Origin of the sequence: Xanthomonas sp. NCPPB 3583 (assembly GCF_041475715.2) — a bacterium.
Taxonomy (GTDB): Bacteria; Pseudomonadota; Gammaproteobacteria; order Xanthomonadales; family Xanthomonadaceae; genus Xanthomonas; species Xanthomonas euvesicatoria.
Genome location: NZ_CM191263.1, coordinates 1883287 through 1895539 on the forward strand (window position 1 = coordinate 1883287; position 12253 = coordinate 1895539).

Annotated in this window: 11 protein-coding genes and 1 tRNA gene; 7 read left to right on the forward strand and 5 right to left on the reverse strand. The window is 65.3% G+C overall.

The features are described 5' to 3' along the window. Positions 1–196: 196 nt before the first annotated feature. Complete coding sequence (locus ACCQ07_RS08435) at positions 197–1006, forward strand: FHA domain-containing protein (RefSeq protein ID WP_033479079.1); 810 nt, start codon at positions 197–199, stop codon at positions 1004–1006. Here ACCQ07_RS08435 and msrQ read toward each other — a convergent pair. Together msrQ and msrP are read right to left on the reverse strand one after the other, a co-directional pair. After that, positions 948–1604 (reverse strand): protein-methionine-sulfoxide reductase heme-binding subunit MsrQ, encoded by a 657-nt coding sequence (gene msrQ, locus ACCQ07_RS08440; protein ID WP_008576242.1) that lies wholly within the window; start codon positions 1602–1604, stop codon positions 948–950. The genes ACCQ07_RS08435 and msrQ overlap by 59 nt on opposite strands. A gap of 125 nt (positions 1605–1729) precedes the next feature. Continuing rightward, positions 1730–2698, reverse strand: coding sequence for a protein-methionine-sulfoxide reductase catalytic subunit MsrP (gene msrP, locus ACCQ07_RS08445; protein WP_008576241.1), 969 nt, complete (start codon positions 2696–2698; stop codon positions 1730–1732). Between the two features lie 176 nt (positions 2699–2874). Here msrP and serC point away from each other — a divergent pair, with 176 nt between their 5' ends. From serC to aroA, 3 genes are all read left to right on the forward strand, one after another. Next, a complete protein-coding gene (gene serC, locus ACCQ07_RS08450; protein WP_011347046.1) occupies positions 2875–3960 on the forward strand; it encodes a 3-phosphoserine/phosphohydroxythreonine transaminase in 1086 nt (361 codons plus the stop codon). An 82-nt stretch (positions 3961–4042) separates the two neighbouring features. After that, positions 4043–5251: a prephenate dehydratase gene (pheA, locus tag ACCQ07_RS08455; RefSeq protein ID WP_011347047.1), complete on the forward strand. Its 1209-nt coding sequence runs from the start codon at positions 4043–4045 to the stop codon at positions 5249–5251. A 123-nt stretch (positions 5252–5374) separates the two neighbouring features. Continuing rightward, complete coding sequence (gene aroA, locus ACCQ07_RS08460; protein ID WP_031422083.1) at positions 5375–6697, forward strand: 3-phosphoshikimate 1-carboxyvinyltransferase; 1323 nt, start codon at positions 5375–5377, stop codon at positions 6695–6697. A gap of 138 nt (positions 6698–6835) precedes the next feature. On the opposite strand, the gene ACCQ07_RS08465 is transcribed toward aroA, so the two are convergent. Then, entirely contained in the window at positions 6836–7303 is a 468-nt protein-coding gene (locus ACCQ07_RS08465; protein ID WP_031422085.1) for an energy transducer TonB, read from the reverse strand. Between the two features lie 358 nt (positions 7304–7661). Beyond that, the gene (locus ACCQ07_RS08470; protein WP_014089877.1) at positions 7662–8333 is read right to left on the reverse strand and encodes an energy transducer TonB; all 672 of its coding nucleotides are present in this window, start codon (positions 8331–8333) and stop codon (positions 7662–7664) included. 111 nt (positions 8334–8444) lie between these two features. On the opposite strand from ACCQ07_RS08470, the gene serS reads away from it, so the two are divergent. Then, a complete protein-coding gene (serS, locus tag ACCQ07_RS08475; protein ID WP_008574929.1) occupies positions 8445–9725 on the forward strand; it encodes a serine--tRNA ligase in 1281 nt (426 codons plus the stop codon). A 322-nt stretch (positions 9726–10047) separates the two neighbouring features. Here serS and ACCQ07_RS08480 read toward each other — a convergent pair whose 3' ends face one another. Then, complete coding sequence (locus tag ACCQ07_RS08480) at positions 10048–10632, reverse strand: FMN-dependent NADH-azoreductase (RefSeq protein WP_011347050.1); 585 nt, start codon at positions 10630–10632, stop codon at positions 10048–10050. A gap of 100 nt (positions 10633–10732) precedes the next feature. On the opposite strand from ACCQ07_RS08480, the gene ACCQ07_RS08485 reads away from it, so the two are divergent. Together ACCQ07_RS08485 and ACCQ07_RS08490 are read left to right on the forward strand one after the other, a co-directional pair. Next, positions 10733–11749 (forward strand): LysR family transcriptional regulator, encoded by a 1017-nt coding sequence (locus ACCQ07_RS08485; RefSeq protein ID WP_003485786.1) that lies wholly within the window; start codon positions 10733–10735, stop codon positions 11747–11749. A 368-nt stretch (positions 11750–12117) separates the two neighbouring features. Next, positions 12118–12207, forward strand: a tRNA-Ser gene (locus tag ACCQ07_RS08490). Positions 12208–12253: the final 46 nt, after the last annotated feature.

The following is a 12253-nucleotide window of genomic DNA, read 5'->3' on the forward strand; positions in this document are numbered from 1 at the left end:
CGCATGCCAGGCCCCAGCTCCAAGTGCGGCCATGTGTGGCCTTGCTGTCCGTGTCGCAAACACAGGTCTGCAAGCTGCGCTGCCGCCTGCTCAGCCGACGGCAGCGCGATCCTGGCGCGCCCGCGCCAGCGATCCAGCACGGCTCCGATCACCACCGATGGCCGCGCATGGGGGCAAACCTGCTAGGCTGCGGCGGGTGCGCGACCTGCAAGTTCATTTCACCCACCGGCAGCAGCCGGATCATTCCCTCAAGCCCGGCGTCCACCGGATCGTCCGTCATGCCTCCGGCAGCGTGCGGGTGGTCGGCGATGCGCAGGGCGCGTTGCTGTTGGCGCAGTTCTGCCTGGACCAACGCGGCCTGTGGCTGCAGGTAGCCAGCGGCATTCGCGGTATCCACGTCAATGGGCGCCCGGTGCGTCGCATGGCGCTGCTACGGGCGGGCGATGCGATCTATGCCGATGGCGTGGAAATGCTGCTGCGCAGTGCCCCGTCCAGTGCGCCGGCCAACGATATCCACGACGACACGGCCAACCTCGGCGAGGTCTGCCTGTTGTTGCGCGGCATCGGCGGGCGCCATCATGGTCGCAGTTTCACCCTGGATCGCGCGCGTCTGGTCGGCAGCGATGCTGCCGCCGATATCGTCATCGACGACCCGGCATTTGCGGCGCAGCACGCCCGTCTGGAACGACACGGCGACCGTGTGCTGATCCGCGATCTGGGTTCGGAAGAGGGGAGCTGGATCAATGGCGTCCAGGTGCGCGACGGCTGGCTGCAGGCTGGCGACCAGGTCGTCTTCGATGCGCGCCACCGTTTCGTGGTGGAAGTGCCGAGGACGCACCACGGCACCACCTGGGATCTGCCCGATACCGAACCCCCGCCGCCGCCGCGTGCGGCTGCAGAGCCGACGCGCGCACCGGTGAAGGTGGCCCGCTGGCCCTGGTTGCTGCTCAGCGCGGTGTTGCTGGCGGCGGCGTTGAGCGCCTTGCTATGGTTCGGCGCGCGCTGAGTTTTTTCCAGACGCGCCAGCTCAGCAATACCGCAAGAATGCCGGCGTACAGGGCCGGCTCGCGGATATCGGATTTCACCAGCCACCAGAAATGCAGCACCGCCAGCAGGCCGATCGGGTAGATCAGCGTGTGCAGGCGGCCCCAGTTGCGCTTGAGCCGACGCATCCACCCCTGGGTGGAGGTGATCGCCAGCGGCATCAGCAACAACCACGCCGCAAACCCCACCGTGATGTACGGGCGTTTGAGGATCTCCTCGAAAATCTGCGTCCAGAAGCCGCGCAGGTCCAGCGTGAGGTAAGCCGCCAGATGCACGCTGGCGTAGAAGAACGCGTACAGGCCCAGCATGCGGCGGAAGCGGATCACCACGGCCTGCCCGGTGAGTTGGCGCAACGGCGTGATCGCCAGGGTGATCAGCAAGAAACGCAGCGCCCACAGCCCGGTGCGGTGTTCGATCTCGGCCACCGGATCGGCGCCCAGCGCGTCGCTGCCGCCTTGCCACACCTGCCAGAATTGCCAGCCGAGCAGGGCGATCGGCGCCAGCGCCGCGGCATGCACCAGCGTCTTGGCAGCGATCACGGAAGTGGATGTCTTGGCCATGCGATCTCGAAGAAGGAAGCGATGCTGAAGCGTAGGAGCGCACCCGGGCGCGACTGGCTTTGGTGGTCATGCCCGTCGCGCCCGGGTGCGCTCCTACGCTGGGTCGATGCCAGATTGTGTGTTGCCTAGAACCACTTCTTCAGATCCATGCCTGCATACAGCGAAGCGACCTGATCGGCATATCCGTTGAAGGGCTTTGTGGCGATGCGCTCGGCAAACAGCTTGCTGGCGGTGCCGGCGATGCGGCGTTCGGTCTTCTGGCTCCAGCGCGGGTGATCCACTGCCGGGTTGACGTTGGAAAAGAAGCCGTATTCGGACGGTTGCAGATCGTGCCAGGCGGTCTCGGGCATCTTTTCGACGAAACGGATTTCCACGATCGATTTGATGCTCTTGAAGCCGTACTTCCACGGCACCACCAGGCGCAACGGCGCGCCGTTCTGCTGCGGCAGCGGCTTGCCGTACAGGCCGGTGGCCAGCAGGGTCAGCGGATGCATCGCCTCGTCGATGCGCAAGCCTTCGCGGTACGGCCAGTTGATCGAGCGGTAGCGTACGCCCGGCATCTGCTGCGGGTCGGCCAGGGTGGTGAATGCCACGTACTTGGCCTTGGAGGTCGGCGCGAAGCGCTTGAGTACCTCGCCCAGCGGCACGCCCGTCCACGGGATCACCATCGACCAGCCTTCCACGCAGCGCAGCCGGTAGATGCGTTCTTCCGGCGCGATGCCCTTGAGCAGCTCATCCAGCGACAGGCTGCCGGGCTTCTCGCATTCACCGCCTACCTTCACCGTCCAAGGCGACAGCTTCAGGGTCTTGGCCGCCTTGGACGGATCGGTCTTGTCGGTCCCGAACTCGTAGAAGTTGTTGTAGCTGGTGACGTCTTCCAGCCGGGTCAGTTCCTCGGCCGTGCGAAATCCGCTGCGCGCCTGCGCCGGCGTCACCACGGTCTTGGGAGGCGGGGGCGGGTCGGCTTCGGCACATCCGGCCACGCCCAGCGCGGGGGTCAACGCAAATAACTGCAGCAGCCGGCGGCGGTCGCGGTAAACGGCCTCATCGGTGATCTCGCTGGACGGCAAGTTGAAAGCATCGCGAAACGACATGGCAGGCTCCGGCAGTGGCTGCAGCGTGAGAGTAACGAACCAAGACAAAAGTTCGCCTGGGCACCTGTCTACGTTACGTCAGGCTCAGTCAAAAGGATGCAGCTGCAACTTTTTTGTCCGCTGCCAAGCCCGATGCGCTGCGGCATACTAGAAGGCTAGCTCGACCAAGGTGTGCCATGACACGCGCGTTCAATTTCAGTGCCGGCCCTGCGACATTGCCGGAATCGGTCCTGCGGCAGGCGCAGGCAGAGATGGTCGAGTGGAACGGCGTCGGCGCCTCGATCGTGGAAATCAGCCACCGCAGCGCCGATTTCATGGCGGTGGCGGCTGCCGCCGAAGCCGATCTGCGCAGTTTGTTGTCGATTCCCGACGACTATGCGGTGCTGTTCACCGCCGGTGGCGCCACCACCATCCAGGCGCTGCTGCCGCTGAATTTTGCCGCGCCCGGCCAGGCGGCCGACTACGTGATCACCGGGCATTGGGGCAAGACCGCGATCAAGCAGGCGGCCACGTCTGTGGATGCGCGCATCGCCGCCGACGCGCAGGCCGATGGCTTTGTCGACATTCCCCCGGCGGCCAGCTGGACCTTGTCGCCGCATTCGGCCTACGTGCACATCACCGCCAACGAAACCATCCATGGCGTCGAATTTCGCGACACGCCGGACGTGGGCACGTTGCCGTTGTTTGCCGACTTCAGTTCGTCGATCGCCTCCGAGCCGCTGGATATCTCGCGCTACGGCCTGATCTACGCCGGCGCACAGAAGAATCTTGGCCCGGTGGGCATTTCGGTGGTGATCGTGCGGCGCGACCTGCTGGAGCGCGCCGGGCAACCGCGTGCGGACATCTTCAATTACGCCTCGCATGCCGCGCGCGATTCGATGCTCAACACGCCGCCGACCTGGAACTGGTACGTGCTCGGGCTGACCGTCAAGTGGATGCTGGAACAGGGCGGAGTGCAGGAGTTCGCGCGCCGCAATGCCGAGAAGGCCGCGCTGGTGTATGGCGCCATCGATGGCTCCGGCGGCTTCTATCGCAACCTGATCAAACCGGCAGTGCGTTCGCGCATGAACATCCCGTTCTTTCTGCCGGACGAGCAGCTGGATGCGCTGTTCGTCAGCGAATCCAAGGCAGCCGGGCTGCTCGCGTTGAAGGGGCACAAGGCAGTCGGTGGCATTCGGGCGTCGCTGTACAACGCGATGCCGGTGGCCGGCGCGCAAGCGCTGGCCGCGTTCATGCACGACTTCCAGCAGCGTCACGGCTGAGTCTTCATCTACCTGCGGCGTCTGCCGCGCAGGCGCATGCGCTGACAGCGCACATGCGCCGCCATTTTAGGAATGCCCAGCGATGGCCCCCAAGTCCGACAAGTCCACGGCCGCCACAGGCGGCAAGAAAAAGCCGACCAAGACATCGGTGCGTGCTTCAGACAGCAAACCTGCAAACACGCCGGCTGAAAAGGCCGCGATCAAGACCGCCGCGCCGGTGCTGGCCGATGTGCGTGCCAAGATCGACGAGATCGACCGCAACATCCAGGCGCTGATTGCCGAGCGCGCCAACTTTGCGCATCAGGTCGGCAAGGCCAAGGGCAAGCTTGCGGCAGCGGTGGATTACTATCGCCCCGAGCGCGAGGCGCAGGTGCTGCGCATGGTGGTGGACCGCAACGAAGGCCCGCTCAGCGACGAAGTGCTGGTGCACGTCTACCGCGAAATCATGTCGGCGTGCCTGGCTCAGCAGGAGCCGCTGAAGATCGGTTACCTCGGCCCGGAAGGCACCTTCAGCCAGCAGGCGGTACTCAAGCATTTCGGCCGCTCGGCGGTGGGCTTGCCGATGGCGACCATCGAAGAAGTGTTCCAGGAAGTGGAAGCCGGCAACGCCGATTTCGGCGTGGTGCCGGTGGAAAATTCGGGGCAGGGCACCATCCAGGTCACCCTGGACATGTTCCTGACCTCCAACCTGAAAATCTGCGGCGAAGTCGAGCTGCGCGTGCATCAGTACCTGCTTTCGCGCAACGGCCGGCTGGAAGATATCGAACGCATCTACGCGCATTCGCAATCGTTCGCGCAGACTGCAGGTTGGTTGCGCTCGCATCTGCCCAAGGTGGAAAAGATCGCGGTGTCCAGCAACGCCGAAGGCGCACGCCGCGCACGCAATGCTGAAGATGCCGCGGCCATCGGCGGCGAAAGCGCAGCGCACGTGTATGGCTTGAAGAAGGTCATCATGAAGTCGATCGAGGACGACGACGACAACACCACGCGCTTTTTGGTGATCGGGCGGCAGATCTTTCCTTCGTCCGGGCACGACCGCACGTCGGTGCTGGTGTTCATCCACGACAAGCCAGGTGCGTTGTTCGACGTGCTGAGCCCGTTCGCACGCCACGGCATCAGCATGAATCGCATCGAATCGCGGCCCTCGCATCAGGCCAAGTGGGAATACGGCTTCTTCATCGATCTGATCGGCCATGTCGAAGACGATGCGATGAAGCAGGCGCTGGCCGAACTGAAAGCGCACTCGGCACAGATCAAGGTGCTGGGTTCGTATCCGGTGGCCATTCCCTGAGCATCGAAGCTCGATACGACAATCCATGCCGGAGCGCCGCGACCTTGTATCGACGGCAGCGCCGCAACCTTCTTCAAAGCGCATCGTCAGCATTGGCGATGCCGCAGCCATCGGACCACATGCATGAGCAGCAGCACGCACCACTGGATTGCCCGTCGCGGCACCGCACTGCAGGGCAGCCTGGCCATTCCTGGCGATAAATCGGTTTCGCACCGCGCGGTCATGTTCGCCGCGCTCGCCGACGGCGTTTCGCAGATCGATGGGTTTCTCGAAGGCGAAGACACGCGTTCGACCGCTGCCATTTTCGCCAAGCTGGGCGTGCGCATCGAAACGCCGTCGGCGTCGCAGCGCATCGTGCACGGTGTGGGTGTGGATGGTCTGCAGCCGCCGGCCGAGGCGCTGGATTGCGGCAATGCCGGCACCGGGATGCGTCTGCTGGCCGGCCTGTTGGCGGCGCAGCGCTTCGACAGCGTGCTGGTGGGAGACGAGTCGTTATCCAAGCGGCCGATGCGGCGCGTGACCGGCCCGCTGGCGCAGATGGGCGCGCGGATCGAAACGCAGGACGATGGCACGCCGCCACTGCACGTGCACGGTGGGCAGGCACTGCACGGCATCGATTTCGTCTCGCCGGTTGCCAGCGCGCAGGTCAAGTCAGCGGTCTTGCTGGCCGGTCTCTATGCGCAGGGCGAGACCTCGGTGACCGAGCCGCATCCCACCCGCGACTACACCGAGCGCATGCTGTCGGCGTTCGGCGTGGAGATCGATTTTTCGCCTGGTAAGGCCCGTCTTCGGGGTGGGCAGCGTCTGCGCGCGACCGATATCGCGGTACCTGCGGATTTTTCGTCGGCTGCGTTCTTCATCGTCGCTGCCAGCATCGTTCCCGGCTCGGAGGTGGTGCTGCGCGCGGTCGGATTGAATCCACGCCGCACCGGGCTGCTGGCCGCGTTGCGCCTGATGGGCGCGGATATTGGCGAAGAAAACCACGCCGAACACGGCGGCGAGCCAGTCGCCGATCTGCGCGTGCGTTACGCGCCATTGCGCGGTGCGCAGATCCCCGAAGCGCTGGTGCCGGACATGATCGACGAGTTCCCGGCCTTGTTCGTGGCCGCGGCTGCCGCAAGCGGGCAGACCGTGGTGACCGGCGCCGCCGAACTGCGGGTCAAAGAGTCCGATCGGCTGGCGGCGATGGCCACCGGCCTGCGCACGCTTGGCGTGCAGGTTGACGAAACACCGGATGGCGCCACCATCCACGGGGGCAGCATCGGCAGCGGCGTGATCGAAAGTCATGGCGACCATCGCATTGCCATGGCGTTCGCCATCGCCGGCCAGCTGTCTACAGGTCAGGTGCAGGTGAACGATGTGGCGAATGTGGCGACCTCGTTCCCGGGGTTCGACACGCTGGCGCAGGGCGCCGGATTCGGGCTGGAAATCGCCGGGCATCGGTGACGCGTTTTCCGTTGCCGGATGGCCTGGATCTCGCCGGGTCCGGAAAGACCATGTCTTTTTGCGAGTCAGGAGCCGGGCGACGCGCCGCGACATCGCGAGCGTTGCCGTCCGTCAAGCGCCGCAGCGCTGAGCAAATCCTCAACGCTGCGCGGTGAACTCCACCGGCACCTGCACGCTGCTCACCACCGCATGGCCATCGCGCGTGGCGGGCTCGAAGCGCCACCGGCGCAAGCTCTCCATCACCACTGCATCCAGCCGAGGGTCGTCACTTCCGCTCCGGTCGACGATGGTGACATCGCTCACCCGGCCCTGCACATCCAGCTGCAAACGTGCAGTGCGGCTGCCCTGGATGCCGGCACGTGCCACGGCGGCCGGGTAGCTCGGCATGGCATTGCCAGGCAGCGGCTTGGCTTCCACGCTGCTGACCGCTGGGCGAGCAGGCTGGTGCGCCACCATCGTCATCGCACGCGGGCCATCGGTCGTCGGCAGGATCTGCCGACTCGCTGCCGGCAGCGGCCGCGTATCGGTCGCCAGTGACTCGTCGCTGTGGCGTGCCCACCACCAGCTGGGTACCACGATGAGCAGCGCCACCAGCGTTGCCCACATCCAGGGCGAAGCGCCGTCGCTCGCTGCATTCTGCTGCCGCTCCATCGAGCGCCTGCCGTGCTGCGGCAGCGACGACGGGTGAGCGGATGAAGGATTTGAAGTGACGGACATGGCCGACCTCCTGGCGCATCTGAGGATGACGAGACCAGTCTGGTTGGCGCTACCTGAGGGGCAGCTAAGGCGGACGGCGAATGAAGCGCTCGAGCTTGCTGAAAGTTCAGCTTAGTCAAGCTGACATTGCGGCCCGGTTAAAACTGCATGCTGTTTGTGGCTGCGTGGCGTCAGCCAAGGCCTGCCACCTCGCACCCGGACATCGGCAAGGCAGTGACAAGCAACACGCGCGAAGAGTTAGCTGTACTTACTGCGCAGGCTTGAACTCGAACGGGATGTCCATGCTGCCGGCCACCGGCTGGCCATTGCGCTGCGCCGGGTGGAAGCGCCAGTGCCGCACGGCTTCCATGGCCGCACGGTCCAGGTCGCGCGAGCCGCTGCGCTGCACCAGGGTCACGCCACCGGGATTGCCGGCGGCATCCACGTCGACCCGCACCACCACATCGCCAGCATCGCCGCGACGCAGCGCAGCCGACGGGTAGCGGGGCGGCGGCATCTGGCCCTGGATCGGTACCGGGCGATCGCCGCCAGCGACCGGTGCGTTGACCGGCGCGGCGCTGCCAGCGGCACCTGGCGCGCCGGGTGCCGCATTTTCCGGCAGCGGCGTCGGCGCGGGCGGGGCGGGGGGCGCGGTGTCCACCAGGGTGGGGGTTTCGGCCGGCGGCTTGGCCTGCGGCATGTCGCTGGCACCGTCCTGGGCGGGCAACGGCGCCGGCAGCGGCGCAATGGTGTCGTCGGTCTGCGCGCCTGCGGTCGGCTGTGCCGGCGAGGCTTTATAGAAGTCGTCCTTGCGGCCGGTGGCCCAGACGAGCAGGAACAACAGCAGGCCGGCAGCGAAGGCGATGCCGGCGATTTTCAGCGTGTGGCGGGGCAGACGCAGAACGATATGGCGATCGGACGCAGGACGGGGCGCGGGCATAGGGCTCACCTGAAGAATCGTCGCAATTCTGGCATAGCCGTAGTGAATCGATCGCAGCAGGTGCCGGAACAGGCGATAATCTCGCGCTATTCCACTGACGCACCTATTCCGATGCTAGATCCGGCCCTGCTTCGCCAACACCCCGCCGACCTTGCCGAGCGCCTGCGCAGCACGCGCAGTTTCGATTTAAACATTGCGGAACTGGAGTTGCTGGAGAGCGAGCGCAAGCGTATCCAGGTGCGCACGCAGGAACTGCAGAGTCAGCGCAATTCCAAATCCAAGGCGATCGGGCAGGCCAAGGCCAAGGGCGAAGATGTGGCCGCGCTGATGGCCGAAGTGGCCGGGTTCGGCGATGAACTCAAGGCGTCCGAAGAGGCGCTGGATGCGATTCGCGCCAAGCTCGAGGGCATCGCGCTTGGCTTGCCCAACCTGCCGGCCGAGGATGTGCCGCTCGGCAAGGACGAAAGCGAGAACGTGGAGCAATCGCGCTGGGGCACGCCGCGTCAATTCGATTTCGCCGTCAAGGACCATGTGGAACTCGGCGCGCCGCACGGCTGGCTGGATGGCGAAACGGCAGCCAAATTGTCGGGCGCGCGGTTCACCGTGCTGCGCGGCCCGGTCGCGCGCCTGCACCGTGCCTTGGCGCAGTTCATGCTTGACCTGCATGTGGGCGAGCACGGTTACGAAGAAACCAACGTGCCGCTGCTGGTCAATGCCGATTCGATGCGCGGCACCGGTCAGCTGCCGAAATTCGAAGACGATTTGTTCCAGACCGAAGTGGGCGAGTCGCGCCGTTACCTGATCCCCACCTCCGAAGTGCCGCTGACCAATATCGTGCGCGATGAGATCATCGACGCCGAGCGTCTGCCACTGCGCATGACCGCGCATTCGATGTGTTTCCGCGCCGAAGCCGGCAGTGGTGGCCGCGATACGCGCGGCATGATCCGCCAGCACCAGTTCGAAAAGGTGGAGCTGGTGACCGCCTGCGCGCCGGAAGATAGCGACGCCGAGCATCAGCGCATGACGCGCTGCGCCGAAGTGGTGCTGGAACAACTCGGCCTGCCGTATCGCAAGGTGCTGCTGTGCACCGGCGACATGGGGTTTTCCGCGATCAAGACCTACGATCTTGAGGTATGGCTGCCTTCGCAGAACACCTATCGCGAAATTTCGTCCTGTTCCAATTGCGGCGATTTCCAGGCGCGGCGCATGCAGGCGCGCTGGCGCAACCCGGTCAGCGGCAAGCCGGAGTTGCTGCACACGCTCAACGGCTCCGGCACTGCCGTGGGCCGCGCGATGATTGCGGTGATGGAGAACTACCAGAACGCCGATGGCTCGATCGATGTGCCGCAGGTGCTGCGTCCGTACATGGGCGGGCTCGAGCGGATCGGCTGAGTGCGGGTAAACAGGAGGACGGCGCTCACAACCAGGCGGCGCGGGCGGCGTTCGGCGCGCATATCGCTTCGGGCGCTGCGGTTGCCCGGTTAGATCGACACTTGTCAGACGCGTGCTCGCTACGCTTGGCAGCTTCCACACATGCGAGTGTCGAATGGAGTCTGCGATGTCTGGCGCACATGGTGCGAGGGCGTTTGAGCGCGAGCTTCTTTGCTATTGGAAATCGACACAAAAAAACGGGACCAGCGGTGGTCCCGTTTTTCGCTATGGCAACTCGCAGTCATGACGACCTTTCAACGCGTCAACCCGTCACGCCGCAGGCTTACGCGCTCACAGCAGCCTCTTCTTCCTCACCCAGCCCGGCCAGCGCCGAGGCCAGCGCATCGGCGCGATGCTGCGGCGAATACGCCACACCCTCTGCGCGCACGAAGCTGATGTCGTCGATGCCCAGGAAGCCCAACACCTGGCGCAGATACGGCTCCTGAAAATCGTTCGTCGGATCGGCATACAGGCCACCACGCGCGCTGGCGATGATGACGCGCTTGCCGCCGGCCAAGCCTTCCGGACCATTGGCGGTGTACTGGAAGGTGCGCCCGGCAACTGCAATGCGATCGATCCAGGCCTTGAGCGTGGAGGGGATGGCGAAGTTGTACATCGGTGCGCCAATCACGATGACATCGGCCTGCAGGAACTGCTGCATCACCGCTTCGGCGGCCGCGGCCTCTGCCGGATCGGTCTGCGCCAGCGTCTGCGCGGTCAGATGCGGAATCGGGTCGCGGTCGAGGTCGCGATACGACACGTCCACCTCGGGATGACGCCGGCGCTGCTGCTCCACGACGGCGGCGCTGAGCACGCGCGTGACGGAATTGGCGCCTAGCGCGCTGGAATCGAGGTGCAGCAGTTTCATGACGATGACCTGTGGCAAGCGGCAGCGCCGCGGAGGTGTGCAGCCTAGGTCGTTGCTCTGTTGGAATAAAGGTGGTTAAATATCACGTATCGTTCTATCCATGGATACCTGCGCCATGCACGACCTGAATGACCTGTATTACTTTGCGATGGTGGTGGATCACGGCGGCTTCGCCGCTGCCGAGCGTGCGCTTGGCATCCCCAAATCGCGCCTGAGCCGGCGCATCAGCCAGCTCGAGACCGACCTGGGTGTGCGCCTGTTGCAGCGCTCCACGCGCCGTTTCGCGGTGACCGACGTCGGCACCAGCGTGCACCGGCACGCGCAAACCATGCTTGCCGAGGCCCAGGCTGCGCGCGAGGTGGTGGATCGTCTCAGCGCCGAGCCGCGCGGTCTTGTACGTGTGAGCGTTCCTGTTTCGCTTGCGCAGATCCAGTTGCCCAAGTTGTTGCCGGAATTTTTGGCCAAGTATCCCAAGGTGCGGCTGCAGCTCAATATCAGCAATCGCCGCGTCGATGTCATCAACGAGGGCTACGACATTGCGCTGCGCGTGCGCTCGCGCCTGGACGACGACGGCAGCCTGGTGATGCGCAGCTTCGGACAGGTGCAGGAACTGCTGGTTGCCAGCCCCAAATACCTGGATCGCGCCGGTCGCCCCAAGGACCCCAGCGAGCTGGCCAACCACACCACCATGAGCACCAGCGAAGACGAAGCGCATCAGCGCTGGGAGCTGCACGGCCCGAACGGCGAAATGCGCCGCGTCGATCTGCAGCCACGCCTGGCCGGCTTCGACTTCCCGCTGCTGCAATCGATGGCGCGCGACGGCTTCGGCATCACCATGCTGCCGGAAACCGTGTGCGCCGAAGCGGTGCGCAGCGGCGAGCTGGAAGTGGTGCTGCCGCACTGGTCGCTGCCGCAGGGCATCTGCCATGCCGTGTTCGCCTCGCGTCGCGGCCTGCTGCCGGCGGTGCGGGTGTTCATCGACTTCCTGGCCGAACACCTGCCGCAGGAAATCGAACGCTCGCGCCTGGATTGCGGCGGCAATTGCGCTGAGTTGGCTGAAAAGCTCAAGCGTGCCGCAGGCACGGCGCCGCGCCTGGTGGTGGCCGAGGCGGGCTGAGCGTCCGTGACAAAGCTGGCCAAGGCTGGGTTGGCGGTCGAGGCTGGCCGGCACGTACGTTGGCAGTTCGCTAGCTGCTGCGCAGCCAGTGCGCTGCAGATGTTCGGCAGGTTGCCTGTGTGCTCAGGCATCTTCGCCGACCATGCGGGGTAGTGGCCGAGTACCATCAAGGGAGCGGCACGCTGCGCCAGCTGACGGCGGTGGTGTCATTGAGCAAAACGCGCCCGGGCATGCGAGAATGCGCGCCCGGGAGCGATCCTGGGAGAACGGCCGCACAGATGTTCGTGCGGCCACAGACAGGGCCACCCGCGCAAGGCGGGTTGCCCGCGTGACATCCGGCGCCTTCGGCGGTCACGCGCAGCAGCATCGGAGAGATGGCCGAGCGGTTTAAGGCACCGGTCTTGAAAACCGGCGAAGGGTCAAACCTTCCGTGGGTTCGAATCCCACTCTCTCCGCCAACGCGTCGCTGCAAATCGCTCCGCGCCGTGACGCTTCCCCAACGCA